The 18,374-nt window shown below is 58.8% G+C and carries 12 protein-coding genes and 3 tRNA genes; 12 read left to right on the forward strand and 3 right to left on the reverse strand.

What is annotated here, in order from left to right:
• Window positions 1–2 precede the first annotated feature (2 nt).
• Together hpnD and hpnC are read right to left on the reverse strand one after the other, a co-directional pair.
• Entirely contained in the window at window positions 3–836 is an 834-nt protein-coding gene (gene hpnD, locus ACQ4W6_RS16845; RefSeq protein ID WP_436568311.1) for a presqualene diphosphate synthase HpnD, read from the reverse strand.
• Window positions 837–882: 46 nt separating this feature from the next.
• Entirely contained in the window at window positions 883–1,755 is an 873-nt protein-coding gene (gene hpnC / locus ACQ4W6_RS16850; protein WP_436568312.1) for a squalene synthase HpnC, read from the reverse strand.
• Window positions 1,756–2,047: 292 nt separating this feature from the next.
• Here hpnC and ACQ4W6_RS16855 point away from each other — a divergent pair, with 292 nt between their 5' ends.
• The 11 genes from ACQ4W6_RS16855 (at window position 2,048) to ACQ4W6_RS16905 (ending at window position 16,860) form a co-directional block, all read left to right on the forward strand.
• A complete protein-coding gene (locus tag ACQ4W6_RS16855; protein WP_436568313.1) occupies window positions 2,048–3,238 on the forward strand; it encodes an efflux RND transporter periplasmic adaptor subunit in 1,191 nt (396 codons plus the stop codon).
• Window positions 3,235–6,333, forward strand: coding sequence for an efflux RND transporter permease subunit (locus ACQ4W6_RS16860; RefSeq protein WP_436568314.1), 3,099 nt, complete (start codon window positions 3,235–3,237; stop codon window positions 6,331–6,333). Before ACQ4W6_RS16855 ends, ACQ4W6_RS16860 begins: the two co-directional genes overlap by 4 nt.
• Before the next feature lie 367 nt (window positions 6,334–6,700).
• Window positions 6,701–6,783 (forward strand) — tRNA-Leu (locus tag ACQ4W6_RS16865).
• Between the two features lie 743 nt (window positions 6,784–7,526).
• Window positions 7,527–8,867 carry a trigger factor gene (gene tig / locus ACQ4W6_RS16870; RefSeq protein ID WP_436568315.1) on the forward strand — a complete coding sequence of 447 codons (1,341 nt, stop codon included), beginning with the start codon at window positions 7,527–7,529 and terminating at the stop codon, window positions 8,865–8,867.
• Between the two features lie 84 nt (window positions 8,868–8,951).
• Complete coding sequence (gene clpP / locus ACQ4W6_RS16875; RefSeq protein ID WP_436568316.1) at window positions 8,952–9,569, forward strand: ATP-dependent Clp endopeptidase proteolytic subunit ClpP; 618 nt, start codon at window positions 8,952–8,954, stop codon at window positions 9,567–9,569.
• A 197-nt stretch (window positions 9,570–9,766) separates the two neighbouring features.
• Window positions 9,767–11,035, forward strand: coding sequence for an ATP-dependent Clp protease ATP-binding subunit ClpX (gene clpX / locus ACQ4W6_RS16880; protein WP_010398446.1), 1,269 nt, complete (start codon window positions 9,767–9,769; stop codon window positions 11,033–11,035).
• 271 nt (window positions 11,036–11,306) lie between these two features.
• Window positions 11,307–13,718: an endopeptidase La gene (gene lon / locus ACQ4W6_RS16885; RefSeq protein ID WP_436568317.1), complete on the forward strand. Its 2,412-nt coding sequence runs from the start codon at window positions 11,307–11,309 to the stop codon at window positions 13,716–13,718.
• Between the two features lie 204 nt (window positions 13,719–13,922).
• Window positions 13,923–14,195: an HU family DNA-binding protein gene (locus tag ACQ4W6_RS16890; protein ID WP_010398442.1), complete on the forward strand. Its 273-nt coding sequence runs from the start codon at window positions 13,923–13,925 to the stop codon at window positions 14,193–14,195.
• A gap of 125 nt (window positions 14,196–14,320) precedes the next feature.
• Window positions 14,321–14,397, forward strand: a tRNA-Asp gene (locus tag ACQ4W6_RS16895).
• Between the two features lie 17 nt (window positions 14,398–14,414).
• Window positions 14,415–14,491, forward strand: a tRNA-Asp gene (locus ACQ4W6_RS16900).
• Window positions 14,492–14,937: 446 nt separating this feature from the next.
• On the forward strand, window positions 14,938–16,860 hold the full coding sequence (locus ACQ4W6_RS16905; RefSeq protein ID WP_436568318.1) for a SurA N-terminal domain-containing protein: 1,923 nt from the start codon (window positions 14,938–14,940) through the stop codon (window positions 16,858–16,860).
• Window positions 16,861–16,929: 69 nt separating this feature from the next.
• Here the strand turns inward: ACQ4W6_RS16905 and ACQ4W6_RS16910 are convergent, their stop codons facing one another.
• A complete protein-coding gene (locus tag ACQ4W6_RS16910; protein WP_436568319.1) occupies window positions 16,930–17,619 on the reverse strand; it encodes an arylesterase in 690 nt (229 codons plus the stop codon).
• Between ACQ4W6_RS16910 and ACQ4W6_RS16915 the strand changes: the two genes are divergently transcribed.
• Window positions 17,618–18,370: an ABC transporter ATP-binding protein gene (locus ACQ4W6_RS16915; protein WP_436568320.1), complete on the forward strand. Its 753-nt coding sequence runs from the start codon at window positions 17,618–17,620 to the stop codon at window positions 18,368–18,370. The genes ACQ4W6_RS16910 and ACQ4W6_RS16915 overlap by 2 nt on opposite strands.
• Window positions 18,371–18,374 lie beyond the last annotated feature (4 nt).

Here is an 18,374-nt window from a genome sequence, read left to right on the forward strand (position 1 = left end):
TTTTAGCCACGAACCCAGGTCTTCCAGGCCAGCCACAGTTTGCGGATCGGCGTTAGCGAAATGCGCTGTTGCAGCACGTGATAACCGTCGCGCTCGACTTCATTGAGCAAGGTGCGGTAGATGGCGGCCATGATCAGGCCCGGGCGCTGGGCGCGGCGATCCTCGGCTGGCAGCAGGGCGAAGGCTTCGTCATACGCGGTTTGCGCGCGTGCCACCTGGAAACGCATGAGGTTTTCAAAGTTCTCGCTGTGGCGCGCGTTCAGCAGGTCGGCCGCCGTCACATTAAATTGCTGCAATTCGCTGATCGGCAGGTAGATGCGCCCCTTGCGCGCATCTTCGCCCACGTCGCGGATGATGTTGGTCAGCTGGAAGGCATGGCCCAGCTTTTCCGCATACAGCAAGGTTTCCGGGCGCGTGGCGCCAAAGATGCTGGCCGACAAGATGCCCACCACGCTGGCCACATGCCAGCAATAGCGGCTCATGGCCTGGTAATCGAGGTAGCGGGTCTGGTTCAAGTCCATTTCCATGCCGTCGATGATCGCCTGCAAATGCTTTTCTTCCAGCTTATACACGTCCAGGTGCGGCTGCAGCGCGCGCGTCACAGGGTGCGAAGAGCTGCCTCCATACATAGCCTTGACTTCCTTGCGCCACCACACCAGCTTGGTGCGTGCCACGGCTTCGTCCGTGCATTCATCGACCGTGTCATCGACTTCGCGGCAGAAGGCGTACAGGGCCGTGATGGCCTTGCGGCGCTCGGCCGGCAGGAACAGGAAGCTGTAGTAGAAGCTGGAGCCGCTCTGGGCGGCTTTTTGTTGGCAGTATTCGTCGGGAGACATAGTCAAAAGAGCAAGGGTTGCAGATCGAAGCCGCTATTCTATCGTCTTACACCGTGGGCGACGGGGGAAAAGCCGTTTTTACTTGCGTCTCTTGACGCAGGCTTTTGCGCGACATGCGCAAGGCGCGCCAGAAAATGATCAGCCAGTCGCGTTTTTCGAGCTTGGGCCGGCGCCGGAAGACGTCGTAATTGACCGCTTCGATGCATTCGAGGATGCGCAAGCCCCCTTGCACCACCAGCCGCAATTCCCAGCCGATGCGCCCGCGCAGGCGCAGGGCCAGCGGCGCACCGCTGAGCATCAGGGCCCGCGTGCGCGCCACTTCAAAGCGCATCAGCGCGCTCCACTTGCCGTGCGCCTCGGGCCGCTCGAAGGCGGCGGGCGAGACGGCAAAACGGGTCAGGTCTTCCATCGGCAGGTAGATGCGCTCTTTTTGCTGGTCGATGGCGACGTCTTGCAAGAAATTAATTAGTTGCAAAGCTGAACATATTGCGTCGGAATCGCGTACATTCTCTTCATCGGCCGCGCCATACAGGTGCAGCATCAGCAGGCCGACGGGGTTGGCGGAGCGGGCGCAGTAGTCGAGCACGTCTTCGTAATGGGCGTAGCGCGTCGTTTCCACATCCTGCTTGAAGGCGGAGAGTAAATCGTAGAACGGTTTGAGTGGCAGCTGGAATGTGGCGATGACGGCGCCCAGGCGCTCGAACATCGGCTCAGGCAGCGCTTCCTGGCGCGCGATGCGGCCCAGGGCCTCTTCGTAGGCATGCAGGGCGGCCAGGCGTTCGGCCGGCGTGGCGTCGCCTTCGTCGGCCAGGTCGTCGGCGCTGCGGGCGAAGGCATAGATGGCTTCGACGGCCGGCACCAGGCGGCGTGGCAGTAAAAATGATGCTACAGGGAAATTCTCGTAATGGTCTACAGGCATGAACACACTTCTCTAGTCTTGCAGTTTTGTACGGCACCCGCACAAGCCGCAGTTTTTGCCGGACGATGCGCGTCTCAAAATTAATGACGCAAAAGTCACTAAAAATTTTAGTCGCGATTATAATTAATAACCAGAAAGTCATTAAGTGGCGAGCCGCCACTTGCCATGACTACGCTGATATTGTCACAAATTTAAGGATATCGCGTGCGAAAAAGTTTGGCTCCCTTCAGTTGGCAAGCAAAAAGTTTCTTCACGTAAAAATCTTACAGCCCGAATAGTAAAGGAAAATACCTTGTTTGCCCTGAAAACCCTCCGCCGCGAGACCGGCACACCTGCTGTTCCTGCCCTGCGCCTGTTGGCCGCCGCCGCCCTGGCCACTGTTGTTGCAACTACGTTGGCCGCCTGTTCCAAGCCGGCGCCGAAAGTGGAAGACGTGCGCCCTGTACGCGCCATTGTGTTGTCTAGCAGCAATGTCGATGTGCGTGCTGAACTGGCGGGCGAGGTCGTGCCGCGCGTGGCGTCGCAGCTTGGTTTCCGCGTGGGCGGCAAGATTGTTGCGCGCAAGGTCGATGTGGGCGCTATCGTCAAGAAGGGCCAAGTGCTGATGCAGCTCGACCCCGTCGACTTGCAGCTGGCGCAGGCGCAGGCGAAGGCGGCGCTGGCCAGCGCGGAAACGAACCGCGATCTGGCGCGCGCCGAGCTGAAGCGTTACCAGGACTTGCGCGAGAAAAATTTTGTCAGCCAGGCCGTGCTCGATAGCAAGGATGCCAGCTACAAGGCGGCGCAAGCGAATGTGGAAGCGGCGCAGGCCGCCTACCGTGGCCAGGCCAACCAGTCCGGCTATGCCAGCCTGCTGGCCGATGCCGATGGCGTCGTCACGCGCATCGAGGCAGAAGTTGGGCAAGTGGTGGCGCCTGGCACGCCCGTGGTGGTGGTGGCCAGGAGCGGCGAGAAGGAAGTCGTGATCGGCATTCCGGAAGACAAGGTCGAGACCTTGCGCCAAGTCAAGGATGTGGTGGTGCGCCTGTGGGCCGACCCGCAACAGGCGCTGCCGGGCAAGATCCGCGAAATATCGCCCGTGGCCGATCCGGCCACGCGCACCTACCTGGCCAAGGTCAGCATTGCGGACGCGCCGCAAGTTCGCCTGGGCATGACGGCCGTGGTGCAGTTCGCTTCGCAAACGGCCACGCCGCAAATCAAGGTGCCCTTGACGGCCCTGTTCAATGAGAAATCGCAAAGTTCCGTGTGGGTGGTGGAAAGCGGCGCCGTGAAGCGCGTGCCCGTGACAGTGGGCGGCGTGGCCGGCAATGAATTGCTGCTGACCTCGGGCGTGAAGGCGGGCCAGACGGTGGTGACGGCCGGCGTCAACCTGCTCAAGCCGGGCCAGAAAGTGTCCATCCTGGGCGCGGCAACGGCAACGGCAACGGCAGCGGCAACGGCAGCGGCTGCCGCGTCCGCCGGCACGCCAGGAGCCGCCAAATGAAGGGCGGCTTCAATCTGTCACGCTGGGCCCTGGAACACATCCCGCTGACGCGCTACCTGATGGCCGTGCTGCTGATCGGCGGCATGCTCAGCTATGCCAGCCTGGGCCAGGACGAAGATCCGCCGTTCACCTTCCGCGCCATGGTCTTGCAGGCGTACTGGCCCGGTGCCACGGCGCTGCAGATGGCCGAGCAGGTGACGGACAAGCTGGAAAAGAAACTGCAGGAGACGCCATATATTGATGAAATCACCAGCTATTCGAAGCCGGGCGAAACCTTGATCTTGCTGGAATTGCGCGAATCGGCGCCGCCCAAGGAAACGGCGGCCGCCTGGTACCAGGTGCGCAAGAAGATTGGCGACATCAAGGGCACCTTGCCCGCCGGCGTGGTGGGGCCGTTCTTCAATGATGAGTTTGGCGACACGTATGGCTCCATCTTCGCCCTGTCCGGCGACGGCTTTACGTATGCGGAAATGAAGGATTACGCGGACAAGGTGCGCCAAGAGTTGCTTGCTGTGGGGCAAGTGTCGAAGGTGGAACTGTTCGGCGTGCAAGATGAAAAGATCAACATCATCTTTTCGCACAAGAAATTCGCCCAGCTGGGCATCCCGTTCGACGCCATCGTGCAGCAACTGTCCGAGCAAAACAGCGTCAACGCCACTGGCGTGCTGGTCACGCCCACGGACAACCTGCAAGTGCGCGTGACGGGCGCCATGGTGACGGTAAAAGACCTGGAAAACCTGGAGCTGCGCGCCAGCGGCACCACCTTCCGCCTGGGCGACTTTGCCACCGTGCAGCGCGAATTCGCCGATCCGCCGAAGGACAAGATGCGCTTCAATGGCAAGGAAGTGATCGGCCTGGGCGTGTCGATGGAGAAGGGCGGCAATATCATCGACATGGGCAAGGCCTTGCAAGCGACGGTGAACCGCATGAAGAGCGAGTTGCCGGTTGGCATAGAGCTGCAGCGCGTGTCGAACCAGCCGGAATCCGTGTCCGCTTCCGTGGGCGAGTTCGTGCATACGCTGATCGAAGCCATTTTGATCGTGCTGGCCGTCAGCTTTGTCGCGCTGGGTTTGCACACGAAACCGCTGCGCATCGACGTGCGCCCTGGCCTGGTGGTGGCGCTGACCATCCCGCTGGTGCTGGCCGTGACGTTCCTGTGCATGCGCCTGCTCGACATCGACTTGCACAAGATTTCGCTGGGCGCCCTGATCATCGCGCTGGGCCTGCTGGTCGATGACGCCATCATCGCCGTCGAAATGATGGTGCGCAAGATGGAAGAGGGTTTTTCCCGCTTCGACGCGGCCACCTTCGCCTATACCTCGACGGCCATGCCCATGCTGACGGGGACGCTGATTACGGTAGCGGGCTTTTTGCCCATCGGCCTGGCCAAGTCGACGGCCGGCGAATACACGTTTTCCCTGTTCTCCGTCAATGCGCTGGCCCTGATCATCTCGTGGGTGGTGGCCGTGGTCTTCACGCCCTACATCGGTTACGTCTTGTTGAAAGTCAAGCCGCACGCGAATAACGACCATGAATTGTTCGATACGCCGAACTTCCGCCGCTTTCGCCGCGCCGTTACCTGGTGCGTGGAATGGCGCAAGACGACCATTGCCGCCACCCTGGCCATCTTTGCGCTGGGTATCTATGGCTTCAGTTTTATCGAAAAGCAATTCTTCCCCGATTCCAGCCGTCCCGAGCTGATGGTCGAGCTATGGTCGCCCGAAGGCACGACGTTTGCCGCGAATGAGGCGCAGGTGAAAAAATTCGAAGCTTTTGTGGCCAAGCTGGACGGCGTGGAAAGCGTCACCAGCTATGTCGGCACGGGCAGTCCCCGCTTCTACTTGCCGCTGGACCAGATCTTCCCGCAGACCAACGTGTCGCAAGTGGTGGTATTGCCGAAGAGCCTGGCGCAGCGCGAACGCTTGCGCCAGGAAATCGTCGATGTCTTCAAGAAAGATTTCCCGGAAGTGCGGGGCAGGGTCAAACTGTTGCCGAACGGGCCACCGGTGCCGTATCCCGTGCAATTTCGCGTCACGGGGCCGGAAGTGGCCGGCGTGCGCGCCATTGCCGACCAGGTCAAGGACATCATGCGCGCCAATGCGAACACCCTGGGCGTGAACGACAACTGGAATGAATCGGTGAAGGTGCTGCGCCTGGACCTGGACCAGGACAAGATGCGCGCGCTGGGCGTCACCTCGAAAACGGTGATGCAGGCGGCCAATACCATCCTTTCGGGCACGGTCATCGGCCAGTTCCGCGAAGACAACAAGCTGATCGATATCCAGGTACGCCAGCCACTGGCGGAGCGGGCGACGATTTCCGTGTTGAACGACACGAATATCCCGACGGCAACTGGCAAATCCGTGCCGATTTCGCAACTGGCCCGCGTGCATTTCGTGTGGGAACCGGGCGTGGTCTGGCGCGACAAGCGAGAATGGGCCATTACCGTGCAGTCGGACGTGGTCGACGCCATCCAGGGCGCGACGGTGTCGACGCAGCTGGCGCCGCAGCTCGATGCCTTGCGCGCCAGCTTGCCGGCCGGCTACCGCATCACGGTAAAGGGCGTGGCGGCTGACAGCGGCGAGGCGGAGGCATCGATCGCGGCAAACCTGCCGCTGGCGATCTTTATTATTTTCACCTTGCTGATGCTCCAATTGCACAGCTTCTCGCGCTCCCTGCTGGTGTTTCTCACAGGTCCGCTGGGCGTGGCGGGCGCTGCGTTTGCCTTGCTGTTGCTGCACCGCCCGCTGGGCTTCGTGGCTAACCTGGGTGTCATCGCGCTATTCGGCATGATCATCCGCAACTCGGTGATCCTCGTCGACCAGATCGAGCAAGACATCAAGGATGGTTCGGCGCCGTGGGATGCCATCATCGACTCGGCCGTGCGCCGCTGCCGCCCCATCGTGCTGACGGCGGCCGCCGCCGCACTGGCCATGATCCCCTTGTCGCGCTCCGTGTTCTGGGGGCCGATGGCGGTGGCCATCATGGGCGGCCTGATCCTGGCCACGGCCTTGACCTTGCTGTTCCTGCCGGCTCTGTACGCGGCCTGGTTCAGGGTCAAGAAGCCGGTGGCGCTGAACAAGGACACGGCTTAGCAGGGAAAGGCCGCCGCGCTGGCGATGATCTCCCTGTCGCGCTCGGTCTTCTGGGGAGGATCACGCAGGGCAGTGGCCATCATGGGCGGCCTGATCCTGCCACGGCCTTGACGTTGCTGTTCCTGCCGGCGCTGTACGCGGCCTGGTTCAGGGTTAAGAAACCGGTGGCGTTGGGCACGGATGGAAGCTAAGGGCTAGCTATAGCCGGTAGATATAAAAAAGGCGGCATTCCTCTGGGAAATCCAGTAGAATGCCGCCTTTGCTTTACCGCAAGCTTGCCAGGCAAGTCCATGGTAGCCAGAATGCTCCTGAGTTGTTAGAATCAGGGGGCCACAGGCGAGTAGCCTGCGGCAAGTAGTGCAAATATGCGGATGTGGTGGAATTGGTAGACACGCTGGTCTTAGAAGCCAGTGCTTCGGCTTGGGAGTTCGAGTCTCCCCATCCGCACCAAACCGGGTTGTTCCAGCCCGGTAGTGCAGCACCATCAAATAGTCTTTACTGACAATCTTTACTGACACGTACGCCAGTGCCTCGCTGCAGGCAACTTTTCTTTTTCTTACCTATTGCGCTTGCCTTTCGGCGCGCCATTGCATGCGCTGTTTTCTGTCCAAAATGCAGGGTCAGGGCAGGGGGCTAGCCTCGGCTTGCTCAAAAAATGGCCAAATTGAGGCAAATCAACGGGTTTTTGCCCGAAATCTTCGCCAAGAGCGCATTTCTTTGTTTCGGACGGAGCGACAGTTCGCATATACTAATGAACGAAGCAGGCTGGAAAGCCTGTCTCTGGCGAAATAAAGAATGCCGGACAAGAGTAAAGACAGGGCAGACCCAGGTTGTGGCGACTCGTTCGCCGCCGCTGGAATCCTCTGTGGCCGGGCCGCAAAGCCAGCCACTCCCCGAAGTCCTTTGTTATAATGCCACGCTTTACCGAATGATGGCCGGCCCTGCGATTTACTTAGAAGCATGGCTGGACGCTCGGAGCCCTGTCGCAGTATTGGAAGCGGCGGATTGTTTGGTGCCTGGTGGGGGTTTTCCCTGCGCCGGGTAGACCAGGTCCATCGTGCTGCTTGCAGTACGTTACAGATGAATATGCGAGCGAGTGAAGCTGGACCCATGTCTTGTCGCCAATAATGGCGCAAGGGGTCGGGTCTTCTTTTCTCGCACCAACAGTGTTTATTTTTTGGACGATTTTTTACATGGCAACTGCAGTCGAAACCTTGGGCAAACTCGAACGTCGTATCACGATCTCCTTCCCGCTGACGGACGTCCGCACGGAAGTTGAGAAGCGCCTGAAAGTGCAAGCCCGTACGGCTAAGGCACCGGGCTTCCGTCCGGGCAAAGTGCCGTTGAAAATGGTCGCCGCACAATATGGCTACCAAATCGAATCCGAAGTGCTGAACGACAAAGTCGGCCGCGCTTTCAACGACGCCGCCAACGAAAACAACCTGCGCGTCGCCGGTTTCCCTAACATCGTAGCGAAAGAAGAAGCAGCAGAAGGCGAACTGGCTTTCGACGCGACCTTCGAAGTGTACCCGGAAGTCGCCATCGGCGACCTGACGGCCGTTGAAATCGAAGCCGTGCAAGCGGACGTGTCGGAAGCCGAAATCGACAAGACCATCGACATCCTGCGCAAGCAGCGCGTGCACTTCCACACCAAGGGCGAAGCTGGCGAACACGGCGATGGCGGCGAGCCAGTTGCTGCCAGCGGCGACCGCGTGACGGTTGACTTCGTCGGTGCTATCGACGGCGTTGAATTCCCAGGCGGCAAAGCTGAAGGCTACGCTTTCGTGCTGGGCGAAGGCCGCATGCTGCCAGAATTCGAAGCCGCGACCCTGGGCCTGAAAGTTGGCGAGGCTAAGACTTTCCCACTGTCGTTCCCAGAGGACTACCATGGCAAGGACGTTGCCGGCAAAACCGCATCGTTCACCATCACCCTGCAAAAGCTGGAATGGGCCCACCTGCCGGAAGTCGATGCTGAATTCGCCAAGTCCCTGGGCGTTGCCGATGGCGACCTGGCCAAAATGCGCGAAGACATCAAAGTCAACCTGCAACGTGAAGTCGCTGGCCGCGTGAAAGCACGCAACAAGGAAGCCGTCATGGACGCGCTGATCAAAGTTGCTGAGCTGGAAGTGCCAAAAACGCTGATCGGTCAAGATTCCGAGCGTCTGGCCGAAATGACCCGTCAAGACATGGCGCAGCGCGGCATGAACGTCAAGGACGTGCCCTTCCCAGCAGAACTGTTCGCAGAAAAAGCCGAGCGTCGCGTACGCCTGGGCCTGATCCTGTCGCAACTGGTGGGCGACAACAACCTGCAGGCAACGCCTGAGCAAGTCAAAGCGCAAATCGAAGATTTCGCCCAAAGCTACGAAGATCCACGCGAAGTGCTGAAGTACTACTACAGCGACCGTCGTCGTCTGGGTGAGATCGAAGCCCTTGTATTGGAAGAAAACGTCGTCACTTACGTGTTGGGCCTGTCGAAAGTCACGACGAAAGCAGTTGCTTTCGACGAACTGATGGGAAGCAACGCACAAGCGTAAACCAGTTGGTATCCGGATGCCGTTATTGCCGCAAGGCTGAGACGGCGTCCCCTAACTGCTTCACAAGGAAATGAAATGACAGGTATGAACCGTAATCCAGCGCTGGACACAGAGATGCTCGGCCTGGTGCCGATGGTGGTGGAACAAAGCGGTCGCGGCGAGCGCTCGTATGATATTTACTCGCGCCTGCTGAAGGAACGCTTGATTTTCATGGTCGGCCCGGTCAATGACCAGATGGCCAACCTGGTTGTCGCCCAGCTGCTGTTCCTGGAGAGCGAAAATCCGGAAAAGGAAATCTCGCTCTACATCAACTCGCCAGGTGGTTCGGTTTCGGCCGGCATGGCCATCTACGACACCATGCAGTTCATCAAGCCGGACGTCTCGACCCTGTGTACGGGGATGGCCGCGTCGATGGGCGCTTTCCTGCTGGCCGCTGGTGCCAAGGGCAAGCGTTTCTCGCTGCCGAACTCGCGCATCATGATTCACCAGCCGTCCGGTGGTTCGCAAGGCATGGCGTCCGACATCGAGATCCAGGCGAAGGAAATCCTTTACCTGCGCAGTCGCTTGAACGGCATCATGGCCGAGCGCACGGGCCAGTCGATCGAACAGATCGCCAAGGACACCGACCGCGACCGTTTCATGTCCGCCGACGAGGCTGTCGAGTATGGCTTGATCGACAAAGTGTTGACCAGCCGCGCTTGATGAGCCCCTACCGGTATTGCTAAGTACGTAAGTAAACGCCCGGGCGATCAAACGTTCGGGCGTTTCGCTTTTATTTCGGGTAGCATGGAGCTTGTGCACGCTGCCTTGCGCCATCCGTGCCTGCCTTTCGGGGCAAGTAGTTACACTCGGCTTGCGATTTTGCAATATTGTTAATGCAGTTCCAACCAAAATGCCTTATGTCAGACAAAAAATCCTCTAGCGGCGAAAAATTACTGTATTGCTCGTTCTGCGGCAAAAGCCAGCACGAGGTGAAGAAACTCATCGCCGGCCCGTCCGTGTTCATTTGCGACGAGTGCATCGACTTGTGCAACGACATCATCCGTGATGAAACGTCCAGCATCGAGACGGTGACCGGTACCAAATCCGACCTGCCAACGCCGCAAGAAATTGCGGCCTTGCTCGATCAGTACGTGATCGGCCAGCAGACTGCCAAGCGCATCCTGTCGGTGGCGGTGTACAACCATTACAAGCGCCTCAAGCACCTGGGCAAGAAAGACGACATCGAACTGGCCAAGAGCAACATCTTGCTGGTCGGTCCTACCGGCTCGGGCAAGACCCTGCTGGCCCAGACCCTGGCGCGCATGCTCAACGTGCCGTTCGTGATCGCCGACGCCACCACCCTGACCGAAGCCGGTTATGTGGGTGAGGACGTGGAAAACATCATCCAGAAGTTGCTGCAAAGCTGCAACTACGATGTCGAGAAAGCCCAGCGCGGCATCGTCTACATCGATGAAATCGACAAGATTTCGCGCAAGTCCGACAATCCGTCGATCACGCGCGATGTGTCGGGTGAAGGCGTGCAGCAAGCCTTGCTCAAACTCATCGAGGGAACGATGGCTTCCGTGCCGCCACAAGGCGGACGCAAGCACCCGAACCAGGATTTCGTACAGATCGACACGACCAACATCATGTTCATCTGCGGCGGCGCCTTCGATGGCCTGTCGAAAGTGATCGCCAACCGCTCCGAGAAGAGCGGCATCGGCTTCTCGGCGACCGTGCGCAGCAAGTCGCAAAGCTCGGCGAGCGAACTGATGCTGCAAGCGGAACCGGAAGATCTGGTCAAGTTCGGCCTGATCCCGGAACTGGTGGGCCGCCTGCCTGTCATCGCCACCCTGGCGGAATTGACGGAAGAGGCGCTGATCCAGATCCTGGTCGAGCCGAAGAATGCGCTGATCAAGCAGTATTCGAAGCTGCTGGAGATGGAAGGCGCGGAACTGGAGATTCGTCCGGCCGCTCTGCATGCGATCGCCAAGAAGGCACTGGCGCGCAAGACGGGCGCCCGTGGCCTGCGTTCCATCCTGGAACACGCTTTGCTGGACGTCATGTACGAACTGCCGAGCGAACAAAATGTGGTGAAGGTCGTCATCGACGAAAATACCATCACCAGCGGCGCCAAACCTTTGTTGATTTACCAAGAGACTGCCAAAGCCTCCGGAGAAAATTGATTGCTGCCGTGTTAAATGCATAAAAAGGGTTTTGCATCCTTTAGGCATGGCAGTACAATTTAAATCAATCAGTGCAGGCTTCAATCGAAAAGCCACTCGCGGCGCTTAGCTGCGCGTGGCTTTTTTACTCTTGAGACTGCAATGAGAGTCATGCGGGTGTGTTTTGCGAAATAGACAGTGATGTTTGTTTCACAGAAATAATTATTCTCGCCGGTCTTGTGTTTTGGCAGCGAGCGCCAACATCGTAAACACGCTTTCTATAAGGTACGCCATGACAACTTCCAAATTAACTGAGCAAACTCAACTGCCGTTATTGCCGTTGCGGGATGTTGTAGTTTTCCCGCATATGGTGATACCGCTGTTCGTTGGCCGTCCAAAGTCGATCAAGGCGCTTGAAGCTGCAATGGAGCAGGGCAAGAGCATCATGCTTGCCGCCCAAAAAGCAGCCGCGAAGGACGAGCCGTCCCCTTCCGATATCTATGAAATTGGCTGCGTTGCCAATATTCTGCAAATGCTGAAGTTGCCCGATGGCACCGTCAAGGTGCTGGTCGAAGGCGCGCAGCGTGCCCGTATCAACCACATCAGCGATGCGCCCACGCATTTCATCGCCGACCTGACGCCGCTTGAGTCCGAGCCGGGCGACGAGTCGGAAGTCGAAGCCATGCGCCGCGCGATCGTGCAGCAGTTCGACCAGTACGTCAAACTGAACAAGAAGATCCCGCCTGAAATCCTCGCCTCGCTGTCGGGCATCGACGATGCCGGCCGCCTGGCCGACACGGTGGCTGCCCATCTGCCCCTGAAGCTGGAGCAAAAACAAGTCATCCTGGAAATTTTCAGCGTGGCCAAGCGCCTCGAACACCTGCTGGGCCAGCTCGAAGGCGAGCTCGACATTTTGCAGGTGGAAAAGCGCATCCGTGGCCGCGTCAAGCGCCAGATGGAAAAATCGCAGCGCGAGTACTACCTGAACGAGCAAGTCAAGGCGATCCAGAAAGAACTGGGCGAGGGCGAAGATGGTGCCGACCTCGACGAGCTGGAGAAAAAAGTCGCTTCGGCCAAGATGCCGAAGGAAGCGCTCGACAAGGCTACCAACGAGTTGAAGAAGCTCAAGCTGATGTCGCCGATGTCGGCCGAAGCCACCGTCGTGCGCAACTACATCGACACGCTGGTCAACTTGCCTTGGAAAAAGAAATCCAAGGTCAATAACGACCTGGCGAATGCGGAAAAAGTGCTCGAAGGCGACCACTACGGCCTCGACAAGGTCAAGGAACGCATCCTGGAATACCTCGCGGTGCAACAGCGCGTCGACAAGCTGAAAGCGCCTATCCTGTGCTTCGTCGGCCCTCCGGGCGTGGGCAAGACCTCGCTGGGGCAGTCCATCGCCCGTGCCACGAACCGCAAGTTCGTGCGCATGGCCCTGGGCGGCGTGCGCGATGAAGCGGAAATCCGCGGCCATCGGCGCACCTACATCGGCTCGATGCCGGGCAAGATATTGCAATCGCTGGCGAAAGTCGGCGTGCGCAATCCTCTGTTCCTGCTCGATGAAGTCGACAAGATGGGCGCCGATTTCCGTGGCGACCCTTCGTCGGCTTTGTTGGAAGTGCTCGATCCGGAACAGAACCACACGTTCTCCGACCATTACATCGAAGTCGATTTCGACTTGTCCGACGTGATGTTCGTGGCGACGTCGAACTCGTACAACATTCCGCCAGCCTTGCTTGACCGCATGGAAGTGATCCGCCTGTCCGGTTACACGGAAGACGAAAAGACCAGCATCGCGCAGCGCTACCTGCTGCCCAAGCAGATCAAGAACAATGGCTTGAAGGAAGAGGAAATCTCGGTGGCCGAGTCGGCCTTGCGCGACATCATCCGCTACTACACGCGCGAAGCCGGTGTGCGTTCGCTCGAGCGTGAAGTGTCGAAGATCTGCCGCAAGGTCGTCAAGATGCTGCTGCTGAAGAAATCCGACAAGAAAGTCATCGTCAACTCGAAGAACCTGGATAAATTCCTCGGTGTGCGCCGTTACGATTTCGGTGTCGCAGAGAAAGAAAATCAGGTGGGCCAGGTGGTCGGTCTGGCGTGGACGGAAGTGGGCGGCGACTTGCTGACCATCGAAGCCGTGTCGATGCCGGGCAAGGGCGGCATCATCCGCACAGGTACCCTGGGCGACGTGATGAAGGAATCGATCGAAGCGGCCCGCACCGTCGTGCGCAGCCGGGCACAGCGCCTGGGCATCAAGGCCGATGTGTTCGAGAAGAGCGACATCCATATCCACGTGCCGGAAGGCGCGACACCGAAGGATGGTCCTTCGGCAGGCGCGGCCATGACGGTGGCGATGGTGTCGGTCTTCACGGGCATTCCCGTGCGTGCCGATGTGGCAATGACGGGCGAGATCACTTTGCGCGGCGAAGTATTGCCGATCGGCGGCTTGAAAGAGAAGCTGCTGGCGGCCCATCGCGGCGGCATCAAGACGGTCTTGATTCCAGAGCAAAACGTGAAAGACCTGGCCGAGATTCCGGACAACGTCAAGAACAAGCTGGAGATCGTGCCGGTGCGCTGGATCGATAAAGTGCTGGAAATTGCCCTGGAACGCATGCCTGAACCACTGGCAGACGTGGTTGCAGTGGAGGCTGTCACGGCCGCCGCAGCCAAGCCTGATGCGGCTGGAGAGGTAGTAAAACACTAACGTTTTACCCTGGTTTTCCCCAAACAAGCGCTTTTAGAGCGCTTGTTTTATATTGAAACGTGAATTGCGCCCCCAAAGCGCTTGACACATATACAGTGTGGCTTGTTTAATACGCCTGCACATTTTTTTCGCCGGACAGCTGTGGTGCCATAAGTGCCGCAACGATACGGTAAACGTTTTATACCTTTGTAATTGGGGATGCTAGTGAACAAGACTGAATTGATCGACCACATTGCTGAAAAAGCTGACATTTCCAAAGCCGCCGCTGCGCGCGCACTCGACGCTGTTATCGGCGGCGTGACGGAAACTTTGAAAAACAACGACAGCGTAACCTTGGTTGGTTTCGGTACTTTCTCGGTCAGCGAACGCGCTGAGCGTACCGGCCGCAATCCGCGTACCAAAGAAGCGATCACGATCGAAGCTGCAAAAGTTCCGAAATTTAAAGCTGGTAAAGCTTTGAAGGATGCTGTAAACTAACGGACTTCGGTGAGGTGACAATCACCGGAAACATTTGGCGGCGCTTTCGGGTGCCGCGATTTCAGGGTTGGGATTCTTTGAGTAACGATCCTGAATGCAAATGCAAGTAATACTGTGTATTTTTCGGAGTGGTAGTTCAGTTGGTTAGAATGCCGGCCTGTCACGTCGGAGGTCGCGGGTTCGAGTCCCGTCCGCTCCGCCAAAAAAATACGCTCTTAAGGAGTGGTAGTTCAGTTGGTTAGAATACCGGCCTGTCACGTCGGGGGTCGCGGGTTCGAGTCCCGTCCGCTCCGCCAGAATATAGAAACCCGCGCTGCTGAATAAGTAGCGCGGGTTTTTCTTTTATGCGCCCGATTATCTTCGCGCCATCTTGTCTTCAATTCCCCCTGTGCCGTTTTGAATAAGAATGCCGTGCATTTAAATCCGCTTTAAGCTTTGCCGGGTTTAATGGCTGTTGGGCGCCACGCCGATTTTGACGATGATGCCTGCCATGCGGCCAGCGGCGCCGTGCGGGCCGCCGGGGCAGGGCGCGCAGCCTGATTTACTCTTGCTATAGCGCTATGGGCATTGTAGAATCAGGAGATAATGGCTTGGGCGTCAGAATCCTGCTTTAGTTCCAGCGCCAAGTTGTTGAATCTAAAGGGGAAGTGGACATCTGTCCCGTCCATTCCGCCGAAGAAATCAAGGCGAACGCATGTTCGCCTTTTTTTATAGTGATCCACTCATCCCGAATTGGCTGACCATGTTTGAATTTATTCGTACCCATCGACGCTTCATGCAGTTTCTCTTGATGCTGGTGATCGTCCCGTCTTTTGCACTGGTCGGTATCAGTGGCTACCAGAGCTTCGGCGACGGCGCGAACACCATCGCCAAGGTCGGCGATCAGGTGGTCACGCAGCAGCAATATGAAGAAGCGCAACGCCAGCAGATCGACCGCTATCGCCAGATGATGGGCGAGCAGTTCAACCAGAAAATGTTTGACACGCCGGAAGCGCGCCAGAGCATCCTCGACAACCTGATCGCCGAGCGCGCCGTGGCCGCCGAAGTGGGCCGTAGCCACCTGGTCATCAGCGATGCCTTGCTGCAAAAGGAAGTGCTGGACATCCCCGGCTTGACCTTGCCTGATGGTAAGTTCGACTTGCAAGGCTACAAGGACTTGCTGGCCCGTCAAGGCATGACGCCGCAAATGTACGATGCGCGCCGCCGCAGCGACATGGCCCTGCAGCAACTGGCCGGCGCCGTGCAAGGCACCGCTTTTGCCCCAAGCACCGTCGCCAAGCGCCTGTCGGACATCACCTCGGAAGAGCGTGAAGTGCAGGAACTGCTGTTACCGATCGCCCAGTTCGTCGCCGAAGTCAAGGTGACGGATGCCATGGTCAAGGCTTTCTACGACAAGAACGGCAAGTTCTTTGAAATCCCGGAACAAGCCAAGATCGAATACGTCGTGCTCGACGATAGCGCCGCCGGCGAGCAAGTCGATGTCACAGACGCCGACGTGAGGGGCTACTACGCGAAGAACCAAAAAGCCTACACGACCGAAGAAGCGCGCCGCGCCAGCCATATCCTGGTTGCCGTCAAGAAAGACGCATCGGCTGCCGAGAAGGCTGCCGCCAAGGCCAAGGCCGAAGCCATCCTGGCCGAAGTACGCCAGGCGCCAGCCAATTTTGCTGCGATTGCCAAGGCCAAGTCGGAAGATCCAGCCTCCGCTGAACTCGGTGGCGACCTCGACGTCGTGGCCAAGGGCGCGCTGCCAGCACCGGTAGAGACGGCAATCTTCAAGCTCAAGCAGGGCGACATCAGCGATGTCGTCGCTTCCGACTTCGGCTACCACATCCTGACCGTCACCTCGCTCAAGCCACAGCACATCAAGGCGCTGGACGAAGTACGCGGCGAGATCACGGCCGACCTGCGCAAGCAATTTTCTGCCAAGAAATACTCGGAAATGGCGGAAACGTTCACCAATACCGTGTACGAGCAATCGGACAGCCTGAAACCAGTGGCTGACAAGCTGAAGCTGAAAGTGGAAACCGTCGCCAACCTGTCGCGCACGCCATCGCCGGCACTGGGCAAGGCGCCGTTCAACAACGCCAAATTCCTGGCGGCCATCTTCTCGAACGATTCGCTGAAAGACAAGCGCAACACGGAAGCCGTGACCGTCGCACCAAACGTGCTGATCGCTGGCCGCGTGGTGGAATTCAAGCCGGCGGCCAAGCGTCCGCTGGCCGAAGTCGAAGCGATGATCCGTCAGCGCGTGACGATGGAAGAAGCGGAAAAGCTGGCGAAAAAAGCTGGCGAAACCAAGCTGGCCGCCTTGAAAGCCTCGGGCGATGCCACCGGTTTCGGTGCCGCGCAATGGGTATCGCGTAGCAAGCTCGACGGTATCAACCGTGCTGCCATCGCGCAAGTCATGAAGGCCGACACCAGCAAGCTGCCAGCCTACGTGGGCGTGGACCTGCCAGCCCTGGGCTATGGCATCTACCGTATCGCCAAGGTGCAACAGCCGGCGCAAGTCGATGCAGCGCGCCGCCAGCAAGAGAAAGACCAGATCAGCGGCATCCTGGCGCAACAGGAAATGTATGATTATGTCGAGTACCTGAAGAGCAAGGCCAAAGTGAAGATCGTCAAGCCGGTCACTGCCCCAGCCGCAGCACCGGAAGCGCCGTAACATGTAGCTTCCAGCCATAAAAATAGCCGCTCCAGAGCGGCTATTTTTTTGCCTGCGGCATAGTCGCGCTTACTTGGCTTTCAGCAAGGGCGCCAGTTGCGGCCAGATATTCTTCAGTATCGCCGGATGCGCTTGCGCGTTCGGGTGCATGCGGTCGGCCTGGAACAGTTGTGGCTGGTCGGCGATGCCCTCGAACATGAAGGGCACCAGCGGCGCCTTCCATTCCTTGGCCAGCTTGCCGTACATGGCATAAAACTTGTCGCCATAGTCGCGGCCATAGTTGGGCGGCATGCGCATGCCCACCAGCACCACTTGCGCGCCAGCCTTCTTCGACGCCTCGCCCATGGCGCGCAGATTGGCCTCGGTGGCAGCCAGCGACAGGCCGCGCAAGCCGTCGTTGGCGCCCAGTTCGATCAGCACCACGTCCGGCTGCTGCTTGGCCAGCAGCGCATGCAGGCGCGCCCGCCCGCCGCTGGTGGTCTCGCCGCTGATGCTGGCGTTGACGATGCGCGTGTCATTCTTTTGCGCCTTGAGCCGCTGTTCCAGCAGCGCCACCCAGCCCGTGCCGCGTGCCAGCCCATACTCGGCCGAGAGGCTATCGCCGAGCACCAGCAGCGTTTTTGGTGCAGAATAGGCGTTCGTCATGCCTGACACCAGGAGCAGGGTTGCCGCAGGAAGCAAGGACAGGGTGCGTCGCCGCAGGCGATGGCTGCCCTTGAAACTTATTTGTTCACGAAATTTTTTAAGATAGATCAGCATGCCCGAATTCCCTAAAGCGACTTCCACCAATTTCCTCCCGTCCGAAGCAGCGGCCCAGCGGCCTGCCGCAACCAACAGCCAAAACGCCAAGCCGGCCATCGAAGTGGTCCAGCTGGCCAAGCGCGTACCCGATGCCGATGGCGAGCTGACCATACTGCACGGTGTCGATTTTACCGTGCAAACGTCCGAGACGCTGGCCATCGTCGGCGCCTCCGGTTCCGGCAAGTCTACCTTGCTCGGTTTGCTGGCCGGACTCGATACGCCCAGCGACGGCAAGGTCATCCTCGACGGCACCGATATCTTCGCCCTCGATGAAGATGGCCGCGCTGGTTTTCGCAAGGAAAAGCTGGGTTTCGTGTTCCAGTCGTTCCAGCTGCTGGCGCACCTGACGGCGCTGGAAAACGTTATGCTGCCGCTGGAATTGCGCGGCGACCCGCAGGCGAAGGAAAAAGCGCAAGCCATGCTGGGCAGAGTGAACCTGGGCAGCCGACTGAAGCATTATCCGAAATACCTGTCTGGCGGCGAGCAGCAGCGCGTGGCGCTGGCGCGGGCGTTTGTGACGCAGCCGCCGCTGCTGTTTGCCGACGAGCCCACAGGCAGCCTGGACGCGGCCACCGGAGAGGCCGTGATCCAGCTGATGTTCGAGCTGAACCGCGAACGGGGCTCGACCCTGGTGCTGGTGACCCACGACAGCTCGATTGCGGCCCGCTGCGGGCGCACCATCACCATTTCAGCTGGCAAGCTGGTTTAACGGG

Source organism: Janthinobacterium woesei, assembly GCF_051380875.1.
In the GTDB taxonomy this organism is placed as follows: Bacteria; Pseudomonadota; Gammaproteobacteria; order Burkholderiales; family Burkholderiaceae_D; genus Janthinobacterium.